Source organism: Lysinibacillus sp. NPDC097287, from assembly GCF_044761695.1.
Taxonomy (GTDB): domain Bacteria; phylum Bacillota; class Bacilli; order Bacillales_A; family Planococcaceae; genus Lysinibacillus.
Genome location: NZ_JBIWCX010000004.1, coordinates 189,309 through 207,913, shown reverse-complemented (window position 1 = coordinate 207,913; position 18,605 = coordinate 189,309). Strand labels below are relative to the sequence as shown.

The 18,605-nt window shown below is 36.0% G+C and carries 20 protein-coding genes, 2 pseudogenes and 1 riboswitch; of the genes and pseudogenes, 14 read left to right on the top strand and 8 right to left on the bottom strand.

Going from position 1 to position 18,605, the window contains the following annotated elements; translation table 11 throughout:
• Positions 1 to 152 precede the first annotated feature (152 nt).
• Both ACIQ2D_RS08435 and ACIQ2D_RS08430 read right to left on the bottom strand, forming a co-directional pair.
• Positions 153 to 380: a DUF6199 family natural product biosynthesis protein gene (locus ACIQ2D_RS08435; RefSeq protein ID WP_402862272.1), complete on the bottom strand. Its 228-nt coding sequence runs from the start codon at positions 378 to 380 to the stop codon at positions 153 to 155.
• Positions 381 to 564: 184 nt separating this feature from the next.
• Positions 565 to 1,332, bottom strand: a complete 768-nt coding sequence (locus ACIQ2D_RS08430; RefSeq protein ID WP_402862269.1) for a glucosaminidase domain-containing protein — start codon at positions 1,330 to 1,332, stop codon at positions 565 to 567.
• A gap of 1,281 nt (positions 1,333 to 2,613) precedes the next feature.
• On the opposite strand from ACIQ2D_RS08430, the gene ACIQ2D_RS08425 reads away from it, so the two are divergent.
• Both ACIQ2D_RS08425 and ACIQ2D_RS08420 read left to right on the top strand, forming a co-directional pair.
• Positions 2,614 to 3,873 carry a YbfB/YjiJ family MFS transporter gene (locus ACIQ2D_RS08425; RefSeq protein ID WP_402862266.1) on the top strand — a complete coding sequence of 420 codons (1,260 nt, stop codon included), beginning with the start codon at positions 2,614 to 2,616 and terminating at the stop codon, positions 3,871 to 3,873.
• Positions 3,845 to 4,267, top strand: a complete 423-nt coding sequence (locus ACIQ2D_RS08420) for a DUF1801 domain-containing protein (protein WP_402862263.1) — start codon at positions 3,845 to 3,847, stop codon at positions 4,265 to 4,267. Before ACIQ2D_RS08425 ends, ACIQ2D_RS08420 begins: the two co-directional genes overlap by 29 nt.
• A 65-nt stretch (positions 4,268 to 4,332) precedes the next feature.
• Here the strand turns inward: ACIQ2D_RS08420 and ACIQ2D_RS08415 are convergent, their stop codons facing one another.
• The 5 genes and pseudogenes from ACIQ2D_RS08415 to tenI form a co-directional block, all read right to left on the bottom strand.
• Complete coding sequence (locus ACIQ2D_RS08415) at positions 4,333 to 5,343, bottom strand: ThiF family adenylyltransferase (RefSeq protein ID WP_402862260.1); 1,011 nt, start codon at positions 5,341 to 5,343, stop codon at positions 4,333 to 4,335.
• A pseudogene (locus tag ACIQ2D_RS08410) lies at positions 5,340 to 6,113 on the bottom strand (thiazole synthase). Before ACIQ2D_RS08410 ends, ACIQ2D_RS08415 begins: the two are co-directional and overlap by 4 nt.
• On the bottom strand, positions 6,110 to 6,286 hold the full coding sequence (gene thiS / locus ACIQ2D_RS08405; protein WP_402862629.1) for a sulfur carrier protein ThiS: 177 nt from the start codon (positions 6,284 to 6,286) through the stop codon (positions 6,110 to 6,112). Before thiS ends, ACIQ2D_RS08410 begins: the two are co-directional and overlap by 4 nt.
• Before the next feature lie 42 nt (positions 6,287 to 6,328).
• A complete protein-coding gene (gene thiO / locus ACIQ2D_RS08400) occupies positions 6,329 to 7,423 on the bottom strand; it encodes a glycine oxidase ThiO (RefSeq protein WP_402862257.1) in 1,095 nt (364 codons plus the stop codon).
• Positions 7,407 to 8,024, bottom strand: a complete 618-nt coding sequence (gene tenI, locus ACIQ2D_RS08395; protein ID WP_402862254.1) for a thiazole tautomerase TenI — start codon at positions 8,022 to 8,024, stop codon at positions 7,407 to 7,409. Before tenI ends, thiO begins: the two co-directional genes overlap by 17 nt.
• A 92-nt stretch (positions 8,025 to 8,116) precedes the next feature.
• Positions 8,117 to 8,226: riboswitch (TPP riboswitch) on the bottom strand.
• A 395-nt stretch (positions 8,227 to 8,621) separates the two neighbouring features.
• Between tenI and ACIQ2D_RS08390 the strand changes: the two genes are divergently transcribed.
• From ACIQ2D_RS08390 to ACIQ2D_RS08375, 4 genes are all read left to right on the top strand, one after another.
• Positions 8,622 to 9,881, top strand: coding sequence for a DUF5068 domain-containing protein (locus ACIQ2D_RS08390; protein ID WP_402862251.1), 1,260 nt, complete (start codon positions 8,622 to 8,624; stop codon positions 9,879 to 9,881).
• A gap of 425 nt (positions 9,882 to 10,306) precedes the next feature.
• A complete protein-coding gene (locus tag ACIQ2D_RS08385; RefSeq protein WP_402862248.1) occupies positions 10,307 to 10,642 on the top strand; it encodes a DUF3139 domain-containing protein in 336 nt (111 codons plus the stop codon).
• A 22-nt stretch (positions 10,643 to 10,664) separates the two neighbouring features.
• The gene (locus ACIQ2D_RS08380; RefSeq protein WP_402862245.1) at positions 10,665 to 10,925 is read left to right on the top strand and encodes a hypothetical protein; all 261 of its coding nucleotides are present in this window, start codon (positions 10,665 to 10,667) and stop codon (positions 10,923 to 10,925) included.
• Between the two features lie 24 nt (positions 10,926 to 10,949).
• On the top strand, positions 10,950 to 11,276 hold the full coding sequence (locus ACIQ2D_RS08375; protein WP_402862242.1) for a hypothetical protein: 327 nt from the start codon (positions 10,950 to 10,952) through the stop codon (positions 11,274 to 11,276).
• Positions 11,277 to 11,534: 258 nt separating this feature from the next.
• On the opposite strand, the pseudogene ACIQ2D_RS08370 reads toward ACIQ2D_RS08375, so the two are convergent.
• Positions 11,535 to 12,011 (bottom strand): annotated as a pseudogene (locus ACIQ2D_RS08370) (bclA protein); the annotation flags it as partial.
• 332 nt (positions 12,012 to 12,343) lie between these two features.
• Between ACIQ2D_RS08370 and ACIQ2D_RS08365 the strand changes: the two are divergent.
• The 8 genes from ACIQ2D_RS08365 (at position 12,344) to ACIQ2D_RS08330 (ending at position 18,232) form a co-directional block, all read left to right on the top strand.
• Positions 12,344 to 13,039 carry a response regulator transcription factor gene (locus tag ACIQ2D_RS08365; RefSeq protein WP_402862240.1) on the top strand — a complete coding sequence of 232 codons (696 nt, stop codon included), beginning with the start codon at positions 12,344 to 12,346 and terminating at the stop codon, positions 13,037 to 13,039.
• Between the two features lies 1 nt (position 13,040).
• Positions 13,041 to 13,976 carry a HAMP domain-containing histidine kinase gene (locus ACIQ2D_RS08360; RefSeq protein ID WP_402862237.1) on the top strand — a complete coding sequence of 312 codons (936 nt, stop codon included), beginning with the start codon at positions 13,041 to 13,043 and terminating at the stop codon, positions 13,974 to 13,976.
• Between the two features lie 170 nt (positions 13,977 to 14,146).
• A complete protein-coding gene (locus ACIQ2D_RS08355) occupies positions 14,147 to 14,467 on the top strand; it encodes a PadR family transcriptional regulator (RefSeq protein WP_402862234.1) in 321 nt (106 codons plus the stop codon).
• The gene (locus ACIQ2D_RS08350) at positions 14,464 to 15,033 is read left to right on the top strand and encodes an HAAS signaling domain-containing protein (protein WP_402862231.1); all 570 of its coding nucleotides are present in this window, start codon (positions 14,464 to 14,466) and stop codon (positions 15,031 to 15,033) included. The genes ACIQ2D_RS08355 and ACIQ2D_RS08350 overlap by 4 nt, the downstream gene beginning before the upstream one ends.
• Entirely contained in the window at positions 15,030 to 15,647 is a 618-nt protein-coding gene (locus tag ACIQ2D_RS08345) for an NDxxF motif lipoprotein (RefSeq protein WP_402862228.1), read from the top strand. Before ACIQ2D_RS08350 ends, ACIQ2D_RS08345 begins: the two co-directional genes overlap by 4 nt.
• 222 nt (positions 15,648 to 15,869) lie before the next feature.
• Positions 15,870 to 16,793 carry an ABC transporter ATP-binding protein gene (locus tag ACIQ2D_RS08340; RefSeq protein ID WP_402862225.1) on the top strand — a complete coding sequence of 308 codons (924 nt, stop codon included), beginning with the start codon at positions 15,870 to 15,872 and terminating at the stop codon, positions 16,791 to 16,793.
• Positions 16,786 to 17,490 carry an ABC transporter permease gene (locus ACIQ2D_RS08335; RefSeq protein WP_402862222.1) on the top strand — a complete coding sequence of 235 codons (705 nt, stop codon included), beginning with the start codon at positions 16,786 to 16,788 and terminating at the stop codon, positions 17,488 to 17,490. The genes ACIQ2D_RS08340 and ACIQ2D_RS08335 overlap by 8 nt, the downstream gene beginning before the upstream one ends.
• A 49-nt stretch (positions 17,491 to 17,539) precedes the next feature.
• Complete coding sequence (locus tag ACIQ2D_RS08330; RefSeq protein ID WP_402862219.1) at positions 17,540 to 18,232, top strand: ABC transporter permease; 693 nt, start codon at positions 17,540 to 17,542, stop codon at positions 18,230 to 18,232.
• Positions 18,233 to 18,605 lie beyond the last annotated feature (373 nt).

The following is an 18,605-nucleotide window of genomic DNA, read 5'->3' as shown; positions in this document are numbered from 1 at the left end:
ACTAATTTATAAGGTTCCAAACATTGCAAAAAATGTACATTACTATTTGAGGTTAGTAGTGTACATTTTTTATTTACATAAAAAAGTAGGGTCATTTTTAAATAGTAGAAATGTAATTATCAGTCATTTGTTTATATACTGCAAAGTACTTCTTATAATAAAAGAAGAATAAGCCAAATTATTAAAGCCAAAGTAACTATTACTATACCTAATGTTGAGCGGATTTTTACCGATTTAATAGCATCGTCGGAGAAATCTGGCTCTTCTTTATATTTCCAACGTTCCCCCAGTAGTAAGCTTTCCTCTGGATTAAAATAACTCCAAATAAAGATCGTGTATAACGGAATTGACAAGATTAATGCAATTATAAACTCACTCATAAATTCACCTCTTCCACATATTTACAAATGAATCCTAATAACGGTTTCAAATAAATACCTGATGATTTTTTTGTTATTGACTATATCTAGATAAGCTATTCTAAAAACGCTCAGCAAATAAGAAAGCTGAACGCGGATAGAAATAGTTCGTTCAGCCTTTAATCCATTATTTGCATTCAATCATCTATTGATAGATATTCAATGTCTGTCCAGCTTCAAGAGTATCTGAGTTTAGTTGATTCCATTGCTTGATGGATGTGACTTTGACATTATGTGCTTGGGCGATTAACGAAAGGGAGTCACCATCTTCTACTTGAATTATTTTTTTACTTTGTATCGGTTTGTCATATTGTTCTAAATCATATTGTGCGATAAGTTGGTTGAGCTTTTCATGGTAGCTTGAATCAGTAGCGTAAGAACCTGTTAAATAGTTTGTGGCATCTTTATAAGAGGTTGTATTGCTTTTAAAAACATTTGAATAAAACTGTTTGTTCCAAGAGACACCGTTGCGAAGTAAATTTACATAATCCTTTAAGGAGTCTTCGTAGGAAGGATACTTGCGGAATTCAGCTCTAATGGTTGACAAGTTGCCAGTGCCATCATCTTCAGAGGTTTCGAGTACTACTGAATCGTTTTGATACTTGCCCTTTATACCAAATAAATTATAGTTTGGAGATGAAGCCAGCCCGCTTTGTCCAGATTTACTTTCTAAAATGGCTTGTGCAATCATGACGGAAGCATATAAATCATTTTCTTCGCCAAGCCTACGGGCAGTTTCTGCAATTTCACCGATGAATTCTTCGACAGTTGGTCCTTCTTCGATGTAGTCCGAACCAGCCTTGTCTGCTTGATTAAACGTGTAATTGAATAGTTGTAGGATCATAAACGTAGAAATACCGATAACGGATCCTAAAACAATCATACCTATTAGTAGTTTGCGTAATACCTTCATGTAGTTTGTCGATGTTGAAGCTTTGCAACACCTTCCTCCTTTCTTTTACACTCAAAAAATCGATTTTTTCTGATAGCGTTTATAGTTATTATAACGAATTGGGAAGTAAAATGGTTTCGAAATATGCATGTCTACAAGAATAATGTGGCACAATCTATAGCATCGTTTAATAAAGTTAGGAGTAGATTGATTGAATACAATGATAAGGAAAGCGAAGATAGAAGACTTAGAAGTTTTACAGGAAATATCAAGAAGAACCATTAAAGACGGTTAACCATCTTTTTAGGAGAAGAAGCGGTTAATTCGTATATAGATAGTGGGTTACCTGACCTATATATGCAAGAAAATATTAATGATTGTTTCATACTATTGTTAGGTGAAAGTATAGTCGATTTCTCTGTTTGTAAAAAGAATCTCATTGATTTAATGATGATAGACTACTATCACTATCACAGAAAGGGATTAGGAACGACACTACTTCGATAAATGGAAACAGAATTATTTAAGGATTACGATGAATTGGAACTTGAAAGTTTTGAAAATAATCATCAAGCCAATGAATTTTATAGACATAATGATTGGATAGAGAGTAGCCGAATACAAGAATCTGGTATTCATAAAATTCTGTTCGGAAAGAAAAGGCACTAAGTGGGCAGAACAATCTTAATTCGAAAATTAGTATGCGATAAGCCGTTAAATCAGCGCTTATCGCATTTTTTTGTAAGCCCCTTTCAAACAAGTAGCATCTCTTGGTACGATTTATCTATTAAATTTTGGAGGTGTGCTTGTTTTAGCAGAAGATATCTTACCAGTAACTAGCAATTGGTTGGTATTATAGGGTAAAATCTATTAATTTAAGAATAATCGGTTTTTTCGAGCGTATTTTTGTTATAGTAGAAGGTAGTATTACCAAAAAGTGGTTTTATCTTTATGCAGCAGAAAAATCCAACCTCTATAGTTGGTGAGATAAAGGTGGTTTTAGCCTTTTTTCAGTGGGCATCTAAACAAGGCTGATTAGTGGAACTCTGGCTAAAAAAAGCCGTGTCCTGCGCCAACATCATGTTGGCCTAAAGCCTCCGGCGGATCTCACAGGTTTTGAAGGGCTAGGAGGATGTCAGCCTAACCACGTCGCATCCATGCGACAATAGCTGACTAACCTGCATCAGGCAGGCCTAAGCACAATTCAAAATCTGGACGCATTGTTTTTTGTACCGAAAGCGTAGCGGCAGGTACAATTACGCCGAGGCGTAAATGATTGATTAAGCGGATTGGGGTGGTCCAATGAATCAGGAGCAGCATATTTGGAAGTATGCGTTTGCAAGTCTCGTGGTGACGATTAGTACACTGGGTTTTGGGCGAATGTCCTACGGAGTTCTAATGCCTTTTATGAAAGAAAGTTTGTCGCTATCATACGAACAGGCGGGCATGTTGGCAACGATGAATTCAATTGGTTATTTAGGGATGGTTCTTTTTGCGGGAATTCTAGCGACAAAATGGGGATCTAGGAGGCTAGTAGTTTTCGGTACAGTACTTGTTGCGGCAGGTTTACTGTATTTAGGAACGGTTCAAAGCTATGGGGCAAGCTTGGTGGGGATGAGTATTCTTGGGGTTGGAACCGCTTTTACTTATACACCACTGGTAAATATTGTGGTCGGCTGGTTTCCGCAGCGGCGGGGGATGATGATTGGTTTTCTTGTTAGTGGTCTCGGACTTGGAACACTTATTTCGAGTTTGTTAATCCCTTTTTTCACGACTTTGTTTACAAACGATGGCTGGCGGTATCTCTGGTATATTTATGGGATTTTGTCATTGTTATTTGCACTGGTGGCCCTGTTTATATTGCGGGATCCCCCCATCCCTTTATTAAAAAAGGAACAAAAGGATCAATCTTTGTTACGGGAAGTGTATCTACATAAGGGTGTGCTTCTTGTCGCGATTATTTATGGGCTTATTGGGTTTGCGTATTTAATTCCACAAAGTTTTTTGTTCAGTTTTATATTAGAATCCAAGATTAATCCGTATACGGCGGGCCAAATTATGGCTATTGGTGGATTGATGTCGATTTTTAGCGGTCCATTATGGGGATCGATTTCTGATAAAATCGGGCGAAGAAAGTCGTTAATTATTACACTTGTTACTGGCGCAACGTCCATGCTGCTTCCGGTGATTTTCCCTGTATTCATTGGATTTGTCATCAGTCAATTTTTCTGGGGTATCACGGTCGTCGGTATGTTATCACTTATTCAAGCGCTGTCAACAGAGCAAATTCATGCCTCATATGCGCCTGTTGCTTTAGGCTATGTAACGATATATTTCGCAGTAGGACAGCTTCTTGGGCCTGGTCTTGGCGGTTGGATGACCGATCATGTCGGTGGCATCTCATCCGCGTTGCTTTTATGCAGTGGACTGTTACTGCTAGCTTTTTTATTTTCGTTAAGATTGCAGAAGAAGCGGTCTAACGGATATGCTGAGAGTAAAGGATTGTATAAACTAGGTGAGGAGTCGAAACAACATGTACGAACCCAAAATGAAGGAAACTGATGTAAGCGTAATTGAATTTATTGAACAAATAGATAGCCCCAAAAAACGTGAGGATGCCTATAGATTACTTGATTTATATGCTGAGGTAACGGGATATCAAGCGAAAATGTGGGGGCCGAGCATTATTGGATTCGGCGCGTATCATTATGTTTATAAAACAGGTCATGAAGGTGATGCACCACTTGCTGCTTTTTCACCACGTAAAGCAAAAATTAGTTTGTATTTTGCACCTGACGATCCTGAACGTGAAGCGCTACTCGCAAGATTCGGCAAGCATACGTCTGGAAAAGCATGTGTCTACATTAACAAAGTAGACGATATTGATACAGACGTTTTAAAGGAGTTAATCAGCAAATCGGTTGTATTTACACAGAACCAATATCCCGAAAAATGAAAGCGTGAAATTTGCATGCGATAAGCCATTGGATCAAGGCTTATCGCATTTTTTTAATCAAAATCTCATAACTGAATAATTCGGTTGTAAACGGTGCGAGCTTTTGAAGCGTCGTTTGTGCCATGAATTATCGCGCGGCCATCTTTAAAAATCACTACCCGATAGTCTTCGAAAGAGCAGGAGAGTAGATAGGGATTGACGATTACTTGTGTCACAAGTGGTCTTATGCGTTCACTTAAATAATTGATGGATAGAGGAAGAGGGGAGCCAGGGCGAATTTGCACGGCATCTCGACCACATAAAACATCTGTCTTTGTTTGGTTTTCAAATGATAAATACGGAAAAGTTGCATGCTCACTACATGTTGGGCAATTCTTATTTTTCATATTTGCGATATTTATTTCTGCTTTTTCATTTTTCCAAATTTCGAGTGACTGTAGCGTTGGGTCAAGTTTATGGTCAGTGAGTAGCTTGAGTGCTTGTGTCACTTGAAATGAAGCAATAATCTGAACGATTGGACTAATCACACCAACTGTATCACAAGTCATACCGTCAAGTGGTAAGTGATTCATGAGACAATGCAAGCAGGGAGTTTGACCGGGAAGAATAGGGAAGGTTAAACCATAACTCCCTACACAAGCACCGAATATAAATGGAACGCTATGTTTAACCGCCGCATCATTGATAACCATTCTTGTTTCAAAATTGTCTGTCGCATCAATAATAATAGACTGATTTTTTACTAATGCTTCAATATTAGACGCATTGATATCAACAATGTGACTGTTAATTGTAATCTCGCTGTTAATATGCTGTAAACGAGTTTTGGCAGCGACTGCTTTTGGCAGTTTACCGCGAGCATCAGCTTCAGTATATAACTGTTGTCTTTGTAGATTGCTATATTCCACATAATCACGGTCTACAATTGTCAATGTTCCGACTCCAGCTCTGGCAAGCATTTCGGCACTAGCAGAACCTAGGGCGCCTGCACCGATAATTAGAGCTTGTGCATTTTGTAGTTGAGCTTGCCCCTTATTTCCTAAAAAAAGTGCCTGTTTTTGATAGCGGGTATTCAAGAAGTCACCATCCCAGATAGGGGGCTACTCGCTTCACCATAGTTTTTTTCTGCTATTCTACCAGCTTGGTAACCAAGTTGTCCTGCTTCGATCGCGAGCTTCATCGCGAGTGCCATTTTTACAGGGTCTTTCGCTCCTGAAACAGCTGTGTTAAGTAATACACCGTCAGCACCTAATTCCATTGCATAAGCAGCATCTTTTGGAGAACCAATCCCAGCATCTACAATGACAGGAACAGATGATTGTTCAATAATAAACTGAAGGTTTAATGGATTAACCAGCCCTTTACCAGAGCCGATCGGTGAAGCACCAGGCATAATTGCGTGAACGCCTAGTTGTTCTAATCTTTTGGCTAAGACAACATCATCGGACATGTAGGGTAGTACGATAAATCCTTCTGCTAATAACATTTCAGATGCCTTTAATGTTTCAACTGGGTCTGGTAATAGCGATTTATCGCAGCCAATTATTTCGACTTTAATCATGTCACATAAGCCTGAAGCTTGTGCTAATTTGGCAATTCTAACGGCTTCTTCTGCAGTTTTTGCGCCAGCTGTATTTGGTAGTAACTTTTATTTAGTTAGATCTAGTTGTTCAAGAAAATTAGGTTGAGATTGTTCAAAAATATTCATTCTTCGTACTGCAAATGTTAAAATTTCAGCCCCAGAAACTTCTACAGCTTCTTTTTGAACCTCAAAGGAAGGAAATTTCCCTGTTCCTAGTAAAAGATTTGATTTGAATGTGTGATTTCCTATCGTTAACATTATTATCCTCCTCCTACAAAATGTACAATTTCTATTGTGTCTCGGTCTGACAATGTCAGTGAAGCGTATTGTTTTTTTAAGACAATCTCTTTATTCACTTCTACCACGACTATGCGGTTTTCTAACTCATACAACTGAAGCAAGTCCTGAATCGAATGTATAGTTTCTGGTAGTTCCATAGACTTCCCATTTAATTGAATAGTACGCACGATTTCACCCCCTTATATACGATTAATTTTAAAGGCTTCTATCCAGTCTTTTCTAACGTCTTTTTTGACAATCAAATCCCGAATCATTTGTCCTGTAGCAGGTGCTAACAGGATGCCATTGCGAAAATGACCTGTGGCAAATAAAATGTCCTCATCCTCAGGGTGGTAGCCGATAAATGGCTTTTTATCAAAGGTTTGGGGACGTAACCCTGCCCAACATGATTCGATTTTCAAATCAGTGATAGTTGGGAGCATCGTTTTGGCTTTTGCAATGAGACTTTCCAAACCTCCAAGTGTCGGCTGTTCATGCCAATCATTTTTCACCATAGTTGCCCCAATTACCAACCTGCCATTATCTCGCGGTACGATATAGCAGTGTTCATGAAATAATGTGTGTTTTAGAAGCGGCTGTTCACTTGAAACAGAGATGCATTCACCTTTGACAGGAGAGAGTGTATGATGTAACCCAAGTTGGTGGAAAAAGCTTGAGCTCCAAACACCATTTGCTACAACAACAGTCTTGGCTTGGAAAGTGCCTTTATTTGTTTTAATCGTGTAAGTATCATCTTCCTTTTGAATAGCAAGAACGGGCGTAAATTCAAAGATAGAAGCGCCAAACACTTGAGCACTTTTACTAAATGCTAGACAGGTAGAGTGAGGGAGCACATTGACATCATCTTCAATGTAAGCTGCACCAATAATATCTTCTGATACAGAATTCTCTCTGTTCCTAACTGCAGTGCAGTCGTACCAGCTGATCGTGGGAAGGGCGAGGGTGGCACTAAGCTCATCTTTTTCATGCTCCGAGTAAGCAAGCTGAAAAATCCCGCCTTTTCTTAGTTCGATATTTACACCACTAAGCTCCTTTAACTCATCCTGGAGCTGGAAATAGTCTAATTGACTACTTCGAGCAAAAGGGTAAAAAATTTCAAGATCGTCGCATTCTGAATGGGCTCCCAACATTCCTGCAGCGGCACGCGTTGATTTACTAGCAATTTGTGTTTCTTCAAAAACAGCCACATCGATGTTTTCTTTGGCTAAATAGTAAGCGATGGAGCAACCAATAATGCCTCCGCCAATGACTGCCACATCATATTTTGTTTTCATGTGCATTCTCCTGACATTTTTTCGAAAATATTAATGCTGATTCATAAGGATTGTCTGAAGCGAAAATACCAGACATAATGGCAATTCCATTTGCTTGTGCCTCTCGGAGCTGGTGTACCCGCTCTGATGTAATGCCACCTATAGCGAAGATTGGGATTTGTAGCTCTTTTTTTATGTCGATGATGGTATGTACACCATTAGGCACTTTACCTTCTTTACAGTTTGTTTCAAAGCAATGCCCATATAGCACATAATCTGCGCCATCAGCCTCCGATTGTTTGGCTTCGTCTATTGAATGAACAGAACGACCAATCCGTAAGTGAGGGTAGGCAGCTCTGACTTGTTTCACTGGAAGGCTATGCGATGGTAGATGAATGTTTGGGTTATCAGTTAGTAAAGCAATATCTAAGCGATCATGAATAACGATTTTTTCCTTGTTTACGCCTTGTTGTGCTAAAAGATTTAGGAGTGACAGAATTTCATGGACCGTTTTTGATTTTTCACGAATGTGAATGTAATCGACAAGATGATGGATGCTAGAAATTTTACTAGCCAATTCGTAAATTGTATGTGAATCATCAGATATGGCAATAAGTTTCATAATTGTTTGCTCCCTTGTATTAAATCAACGCAAAAAAACCACTAACCTTAGGTAAAAGGAAAGTGGTTTTGTTAATTGCACGCAAAAAAGCACAAAAACAATGAACACTTCCCTACGCAGATACGAATCTGTTCAGGTTATGAGGGTTTAAAAGTAGCTACTTTATTCTCAGCCCTTATCAAGGGATCCCCTAGTGAATTGATTGAAGAGTTTTATCTTAAAATAGTAAATAGTTGCATGTATCAAATGTAATTTCGCTGTGGTTAATACTTCGTTAAAGTATCATAAAGATAAAAAAATTTCAACATAAATCAGAAAATTCTAATAAAATCAGGACTTTTTTCGTTAATGAAAGATAAAATTTAATGTGATAAACAGATAAATTGTATAAAATCACCACTATCAAGTTATTGATTGGTTATTATGTATTTTTATATAAACAAAATATGGAATAAAATTGATTCAGTAGTATAAAATTTCCAGAAAATATTGAATTCTACCCTGGTGGTGGATTAAGATGTCAACAGGCTCCTTATTTGTAATATAAAGGTTAGTTCAGGGCTTAATTTGTAGATATATCATCATTGGAGGGTGAAAATGAAAAGAAAATTATTTGTATTTTTTTCGTTATTAATGGTTACTGTACTAATGGTTAGTGGTTGTGGAAAGAGTGAAGAAGAAGCAAAAAAAGAAGAGAAAAAAGAAGTGACGGCTAATACCGATCAAGAAACGCCTGAAAAAGTAGACACTGAAGATGTTAATAAAGAAACAAAAGGTGTGAATGACTTTTCCTCACTAATTAAATATATGGAGAAAGAAACGCAAGGTACAACGAAGGTTCTTTATGAGAACAATGAACCTCAAGTACATGATATGGAAAACGTCACTATTTCACTAGATGGATATACAGTAGTAGCGTTAAATGATTTTCACACAGATTTTAAGATCCCATTTGGAGATCAAACAGACGGTGGTGTCATTTTAGCTAAGTATACAGTTAAGAATGATCAGGATAAAGACGTTTACTATATGCCTAGTTTATATATGACTTTTACTGGTGCTGAAAAAGATTATGGAAATAATAATCAATTATTGCCTAAAGAAGAGCAATTATCAACAGAGTTAAGTCCCACAACAGATTATTTACTAAAAGCTGGTGAAGAAGTAACAGGATATTTCGCATACTCATTTAGCACGACACATTTAGCAAAAATGAAAGAGCAAGGAACTGTGTCTGTTCCAATTCAAGTTCCATTTGCAGAAAAAGGAGATTTTGGTTCAGGCTTCGGGTCAAAAGGTAGATTTAATCTGGCTTTGGATGGTGAGGGAGCAGAAAAAATATCGAGCAACGCGGCTTTTTATGAAGATAGAGTAACGTTTGAGAACATGGGTGAAAAGAAGATGCTGAAAGAAAAAAGCGACATCAATGATAGCAAACAACTTGCTGATGTGAATGTCGTATTGGATGGGTATCAAATTGCAGAATTCACACCAAATGCTGAAGAAGCACCTAGGTTTGGAAATTTTAAAAATGGTATAGCTTTATTAACAGTGAAATATAAGCTAGACAATAAAAATACGAGCGAAGTTGATTTGAACTTCCTAAGTACAAAACTTACAGTAAATAACGGCTCTCAATATTTAAGAAATGAAGGTATGTTACAACATCCTAATAATAAAGAAAACCTTAAGCCTGGAGAAGCTCGTGATTACTTGCAAGTATTTGTGTTAGATAAAGAGCAATATGAGAAGATTTGGAAAGACAAAGCTTTTGAAATGGAATTTGGTCCGATTCTAGATGGAGAGGCAAAGGATATTTCTAAAGGCCATACGGTAACCTTTACTTTACCAAAATAATAAAAAAGACAGTAGGACTGACCTCGTATTTTATCAACGGAGTCAGTCTTTTCCTTTTAGATTTAAAACGTCATTCATTAGCACACAGTTGCTGTCATCTTCTTTTAGATGTGCTGATTAACCAATTTGCACCACTACAATTAAAATGAGAAGTTGATTTCCGTTATGGGCTACTAGCTTTCCTATGGGCGAACGTCGAGTAGCCCTCTGCTACAATTTATAAAAGTAGCCTTATACATATGGTGGATTTTTATGGGAAGGTTGATGAACATCTATAAAATCAACCAATATTCTCTTAATCAATATGCTTGATATAAAAATAATAGCCAAATAAGTTTTGGGAATATTTGTAGGATACTCTATAATGAAAAAAATAGATGCCTTAATAAAGAAATGACATGAAATAGATATTAAGGAGCTGTGGGATGAGAAAGTGGCTTGTTTTGGTGTTACTCATTTTACTAATTGCACCATTTGGTTATGTGGAACTGAAGAAAATGATATTCGAAAATCGTATTCAACAATATTTGACAGAAGAAAAGGCGTATGCAGAAGCAGAAATTAAGTCGATTGAATGTCAATGGCATTTTTTCGGACTTCCTAAGTACTGGGGGGAAGTAATCTATACGGATGAAGAAAATGTAGTGTATGTGTATTTCGCACATGATAAAGATCGACCGTTACAGTTTGAGTATTATACGCTAGACGGCAGTGAACCCAAATCAGAAGAGTTAAAGCATTATGAGCCACTATATAGATAAATTATGGGCTTGAGGGGATATGATGAATAAAAGGTTTAAAGCTTGGAGCATATTCATTTTTACAATTGGAGGAACAGTGGTATTACTAATATTCGGGACTGTCTTATTATTTTTTTATATTAGGGCATCGTTAATACCCGATGAAAAAGAAGAGGAAAAGGTAATTTCACTAGTAGAACAATATTTACAAGAGAAGTATCCAACCTTGAAGTACGAATTCACTCATGTCCTATATGATTCAATGGAGCATTACGGCGATTTTGACTATGCTGCAGTGATTTAAAATACAGAAACACAAGAAACGTTCATGGTTTATGAAAATAGATATACGGAACAAATAGAGGATGATATAACAATTCAAGAAGAGACAAAATTCATAGAACAAGTTAGGCCGAAAGTTTACAGTTATATAACTGAAACATTCGGAGAACCACAAGGTATGGCATTTACGCCTTCATATGATGATGAGTATCCACCTACCCTTAATATTAGTTTAAACAACAAAAATGAAGAGGTAAACGAAGAAATGTTCCAATTTTTTATTGATTATTTACAAAATGAGTTAATTATTAAACATGCAGCTGTACACATTATGTATGATAATGAAACTGAAACATGGGCTAAAGAATATTAATAAATAAAGCATGAGGTTTATTTTTTCCTCATGCTTTATTTTATTTAACCTTCAATTGTCTTTGTTTCCGATGAAATGAAGTTGAATCAACAATTAAGTTTAAGGGCGCAATTTTAGGATTTTGGAACTGTATAGGATGTCTGATTGGACTAGTAGAAGTGTTTGGAGAGATATAATGGCTCTCTTTTCTGTTGAAGGCTGTTTTCTCAAAGATTGTTGCTTTTAATTACTTAATTGAACAATAGCCAAAGACCGAGTTCAATTAACCTGCCCCACTGCCGTAATTTTGCAAGTTGAAATTGCAAATCTAAATATATCAGAATTTATTTGTAAAGTACCTAGCACTATGCCAAGACCTGTTTGTTCCACGTTAAAATTAGTTGCAATATCACCATCACTTACTAAAAGATTCACTGTAGAACCAATAAGTGTACCCAGCAATTGTCTAATTGGTCGTTCACGACAATCACATTCGCACCTAGAACCAACAGGTGGTAACAAGTTAATAGTAGGTCCTGGCGGCAAAAACCCTACCCCTATAACATCAGAAATATTTACCGCATAGGTTGTTGCTCCATCTGTAACAGTAACTAAAAAATCATTCACTTTAGTAATAGTGAATAAAAAAAAGAAAGGCGGTGCATTTACCTGGTCTACAATAGTGGCAAGAATTACAGTTTGCCCAACAAGTTGTTTTAAGACGGACTGAAGTGGTGAAACACAACAGTCACAAATACTCAAAGAGGGGGCGGCTGGAGGACAACAACTATTAAGTGCTTTGTACTTAACCGGCGGACAACATTCGGTAGGTTTCAGTCTAATGATTTTCTTTTTTTTGGACATAAATCCACCTCCATATTCCTTATATATTATGTTTTTTAAGGAGTATGAGATGAGAGTAATACCTAATCAGATTCTTGTTGAACGAACCTGCAACGTTTGCTAAATAGCAACAATCATTTCGAAAACAGCCTTGTTGTAATAACAATTGGGATTTCGCTTGTTTTTCCACAAGTTGTTAATGATGGGTTATAATGATGTATGTTTATGTAAGGGGTGATGAGAGCATGCAATCAAGAATATTGCTAGTGGAAGATGATGAATCAATTCAAGAAATGGTAGAAACTTATTTAACAAAAGAGGGTTTTGTTGTTGAGACAGCAGCTGATGGAGAGATCGGACTGATAAAGTTTTCACAAGGTTTATTTGATTTGATCATTTTGGATATAATGATGCCAAAAATTGATGGATTTGAAGTTGTGAAGCTGATTCGTGAAAAAAGTGCTGTTCCCATTTTAATGATGTCTGCGAAGGATACGGATGTGGATAAGGCAATTGGGTTAGGTCTTGGAGCAGATGATTATATTTGTAAACCATTTTCGATGATTGAGCTATCCGCACGGGTGAAGGCAGGTATACGGCGCTCAACAAAATATTCAGCACCATTAAAGAAACCAGACGAAGTGATTCAAATAGGCAATTTGAAAATAGATGTAATTAATTATACTGCTTGGAAGAAGGATGAAGTCATTAAACTCACTTCCAAAGAGTTTGAGTTACTAAAACTCTTTTCGAAAAATTGCAATCGCGTATTTACAAAAGCTCAAATTTATCAACACATTTGGAATGAAGAATATTATGGCGATGAGAATGTCATTAATGTTCATATCAGAAGACTGCGAGAGAAGATTGAGGATGACCCATCAAACCCAAAGTATGTTAAAACATTATGGGGAATCGGTTATAAGATGGAAGTGATATAGCATGGTTGCTATTTTATTGATGATTATTGTCACCTTAGTAGGCGTTGTTTTTTATCAATATCGCGTGCAGAAAAGTAAAAGGTTGAATTTACTTTATACTTATGAAAAGCTCCAGGATATTGTAGAAAAACACACAGGGGAAAAACTATTAGTGTTTACGGATGACAAAGAACTACAAAAGTTGTTAGTAGCTATTAATCTGTTATTAGAGGCTAAGCAAATCACGCAAGCCGATTATTCTAAAGTAGAGATGTCTATGCGCAAAATGCTTGCGAATGTTTCCCATGATTTGAAAACGCCGCTGACCGTTGTCCTTGGATATGTGGAGATGCTGCATACAGATCAGTCACTGAGTGAGGAAGAAAAGCGAGCATTACTAACAAAGGTGCAGACGAAAACAAATGAAGTCATAGAACTTATTCATAAATTTTTTGACTTGGCAAAATTAGAGTCTGGGGATAAAGAAATCGAGTTAACGAGAATCAATATGAATGAAGTATGCCTGCAAAATATTTTAGCGTTTTATGATTTGCTTACGGCAAAAGGATTTTCGGTCCATATTGATATACCTGAAAAACCAATATATGCACTTGGAAATGCAGAAGTGTTGAGCAGGGTGTTAAATAATTTAATCTCGAATGCCATTACCTATGGGGATGATGGGAAAACGCTAGGCATGCTTTTAAGAAGTGATGAGAAGTTTGTCTATATTGATATATGGGATAAGGGGAAAGGGATTTCTGAGTCACATATCGACAAAGTATTTGAGCGCATGTATACATTAGAAGACTCAAGAAATCGCTTATACCAAGGTAGTGGACTTGGGCTAACAATCACAAAGCGGCTTGTGGAGGCACTAGGTGGTGAAATACATCTTTCTAGTAGGCCTTATGAGAAAACCATTTTTACGATTATGTTAAAAAGGATACAGTTTTAGCTTGTAGAAGGAGTTATTCTGCATCCAGTAGTATGGTTATATATTGAGTAATATACAATATATGTTATTATTATATAACCATCTACTATATTTTATAGATAGGTACTGTATATTGTATGGTACCGTATATTAAATTGTACATAACAATAAAGAGACGGGGTGAGTATTCGTTGAATGTGCAATTTAAAAAAGGCGTTCTAGAACTATGCGTGCTTGTACAGCTTGATAAGAAGGATCGATATGGTTATGAACTCGTCCAGAGGATTTCTAACCAAATTGAAATATCAGAAGGTTCTGTCTATCCTTTATTAAGAAGATTAACAAAGGAAGAGTATTTTACAACATATTTACAAGAATCCAATGAGGGCCCTCCAAGAAAATATTATAGGCTTACTGATAAAGGTCGTGCATACTTACATCACTTAATGGACGAGTGGAAGGTATTCTCTGATGGAGTAAATCAATTAATTAAGGAGGCGGATCTCCAATGAGTAAAAAACAATTTTTGTTAATTTTAAAAAAGCAATTATGGAAGCTACCTAAAAATGAAAAAGAGGAAATCTTACAAGATTATGAGGAATATTTTATGATTGGTGTAGGGGAAGGAAAAACAGAAATTCAGATAGTAGCAGCCCTTGGTTCACCTAAACAAATAGCTAAAGAATTAAACGCTGTTTATGCTATTAAAAAGGTTGAAGAGCGAAAAAGCATTAGAAATATATTTACGGCATTGTTTTCAATTATGGGATTAAGTGTAATAAATTGTGTAATTATTATAGTGAGTTTATTTATGCTGATAATACTTATACCATTTACATTAGCTTATATCATTGGAGTCCCTATCATGATTCTATCGCCACTAATCTTAATAGTAATGGGATTTGTAAATGGATTTAGTACAATTGGAAGTGGGGAAATCCTTGAGTCTATAAAAGGGCTTAGTATAGGTTCTCTATTAGCATTCCTAGGGTATTATATAGCCAAATTTTCTTTCATACTATTACTAAAATATTTGAGATGGAACATATCAATTGCAAGGGGGAAGCAATTATTATGAGAAAATTGTTTTTTAGTTTTTTAATTCTGTTAACATTAAGCGCATGTTCGCAGGGGGAAAATATTGACGCTATTGAGGATGAAGTAGAGGATGAAGTTCGTTCTATACAGGATGTGAAGATTCCTGATGTTATTTTCACTTCTGAAAAACAAAAAAGTGTAATAGACGAAGAAGAAATAAAATTAAGCATAAAAATATATCTAGATAGCTTTGAAGAATTATTTATTGCGAGTGAATCATTTCAAGAGGCTATATATGATGAGAAGGAATTAACTATAGAAGACCTAGAGAAGTTAGACAAACTTAATAAACTTACAAAAAAAAATGATGAGAACTTCTCTAACTATATCTTAAATAATACATTGCCTGAAGGTTATGAAGAAGAATCTAAGAGAATTAGCAGGTACATTACAGCTGTAAATGAGGTACTTTATGAGATTGATGAAATGTTCGATGATGTAATGAATGACGCAAATGAAGGAGTTATTCCAAAAGTAAATCTTAAATCACTAATTTCTAATGTTGGGGCAGCGACTGGAAAAGAACAGAAGAAAATAGAAGAATTTCTTGATAAGAAAAATATTAAGACAAAAGCATTTGGACGGGGCGAATAAAAATAAAGAGAGTAATTTATTTGAACTTATAGATTTAAAGCTTAAAGAACGCTTCGTTAATGCAATTTTTATAGACAAGATTTTATTTCAACAGAAAAAAGCTTGTAGAAAACGGTATTCTACAAGCTTTTTTGTACACTTAAGAAACTTGTAAGGATTGGGTAAGAAAAAAGAGATGATCGTTTCGTACAATAAAAGTACAAAGGGAAAGGGGAATATAAAATGTCCTATATATTAAAAACAAATCAATTGACAAAAGTGTTTGAAGGAAAAGAAGTTGTTTCCGGTGTCAATATGCATGTAAAGCAAGGTGAAATATATGGGTTTTTAGGGCCAAACGGTGCTGGTAAAACAACGATTATGAAAATGCTGACGAATTTAGTTAAACCGACGAGCGGTGAGATTGAAATTTTCGGGGAGAAATTGACGAATACATCCTATGAAGTACTCAAGCGAATGGGCACGATTATCGAATATCCTATCTTCTACGAAAAATTGACAGCTAAGGAGAACTTAGAGCTCCATTGTGAGTACATGGGCTACTATGACAAAGCGGGAATCGATCGTGCACTAGACCTTGTGAAATTACACAACGTCGATAACAAAAAAGTGAAAGACTTTTCACTTGGGATGAAACAGCGCTTAGGGATTGCTAGAGCAATTACGACAAAACCAGAACTGTTAATTTTAGACGAACCCATCAACGGTTTAGATCCAATTGGTATTAAAGAGTTACGGGAGTTATTTAAAATACTTTGCAAAGAATTCGGCATTACATTATTAGTTTCTAGCCATATTTTAGCTGAAATGGAACTAATGGCAGATACGATTGGTGTCATTCAAGATGGCAAGCTGATTAAGGAAGTTTCGATGAAAGATATCAATGGCGAACAGACCGAGTACATTGAGCTTAAGGTTCTGGATATCAAAAAAGCTACTTACATTTTAGATCATAAACTAGGAATAAAAAATTATAGAATCATGAGCGAAAAAATGATACGCATTTATGAACTGACAGTTTCGCAGCAAGAAATTTCGAAGACGCTTATTATGAATGACATTGAGATTGAAAGTATCAATAAAAAGCATAGTTCTTTAGAGGAGTATTTCTTAAATTTAATGAACGGAGAGGGAATCCATGCTTAAATTGATGAAACTAGAATGGAAAAAACATCAAATATCTAGTTGTTTCAAAGGAGTAGCAATTTGTATTGTAGCAATTTTCTCCGCTGTTAGCCTTATGGTTTGGGGTTCCAAAGCTGATAGCGATTTGATGTTTCAAGATTATGCAGGATTCATGTCATTAACGAATGTTCTTATTAGAATAACATTTATCATTTATTCGGCTGTTATTTTAAGTCGTTTAGTCATTGATGAGTACAAGAATAAAACGATTCAATTATTGTTTACCTATCCATTGCAACGGAAAAAAATAATGCAAGCGAAGCTCTTAACTGTCTTTTTATTTTGTTTTTTCAGTATAGTCGTTTCTACATTTATCATCAGTATGTTAGTTTTCATCTTAAATCCAATGGTAGGATTCTTTGAAGTACCTGTTAGTATGGGGGATATCATTGCTACAGTCCCATCGACTTTTATAAACTCAATTATGATTGCTGGTGTAAGCCTGATTCCTTTATATTTTGGCATGAGAAAAAAATCAACGCCTGCAACAATTACTTCAGCAATATTAATTGGATCCGTACTAAATTCATCTACTAGTAATGGAAGTGGTCAGGTTAGTTTGTTCGACTTCATTGGAGTGCCAATTGCACTTTGTGTGTTAGGGCTAGCAATTGCCTATCTTTCTTACCGTAAAGTTGAGCAAATCGATGTGACTTGAATTTTTTAGATTTGCTTAAATTGATCGAGATAAGGATGGAGGGAATTCTATGCTACAGCTAATAAAACTGGAAATAAAGAAGTCTAATTTAGGTTGGTATATAAAAGGGGCGCTTCTTGCAAATATCATTTTGACAGCTATTATGTGTTTCGTTATTTTTTTGGGACAACAGGAAGGTGATTTACCGATTACATCTCACCAAGATGTATATATATTTATTGGTGCACTTGTGCGGGCGACATTTATCGTGTTTGCTTCTGTATTGATTGCGAAAATCGTCATCGAGGAATATAAAAACAAAACCATCTTGATTTTATTCTCTTATCCTATTAGTCGAAAAAATATAATTGCTAGTAAACTGATGCTTATAGCTTTGTTAACATTCATCACCATGATCTTCTCTAATGCTGTTGTTGCTGGTCTTTTCTCCATTATTAATGCTTATTTTTCGATCGTTCCATTTGAAATGACTGGAAATCAGTTTATGGGAGAGTTCACAAACATTGTGCTTTTTGCGATTGCTTCTGCAGGAATGAGCTTAATTCCATTGTATTTTGGCATGCGTAATCATTCTGTTCCTGCAACAATTGGTTCATCGCTCATCGTGGTGGCAATTGCCTGTTCCTATAACCCAGCATTCTCATTGATCACTTTCATTCCACTTCAGCTAGGGCTTGCAGCTGTTGGCGTAGCAATTGCGTACTTTGCCATTCGGAATATTGAGCGTGAGGATGCGATTTAACTTGATGAGCGATCAAACATAGGGGGAAATTGAAATGCAATTAGAGAATATTTTTAACACATCATTAAGTACGCAACTGTTTATAATTCTTTCTATAGTATCTTTGTTAATTGGATTATGTATGACTATTTTTGGCCTTGTGAGACAAAAGAGTCATCGAAAAAGTACGTTAGCAACATTTTGTATTGTTTTTGGCATTATCATTATTATCGCGCACACTTTCCAAATCGCAATGAAAATGCTTTTGTAGTGGAGATTTTTGTGACTATATGATCGTAATAGTAGCAGAATAAAACAGAAATCTATTATGGCATTTGGAAATGTCATGATGGATTTTTTGTGTACATAACGCCAATATTTTCTAATCTTATTC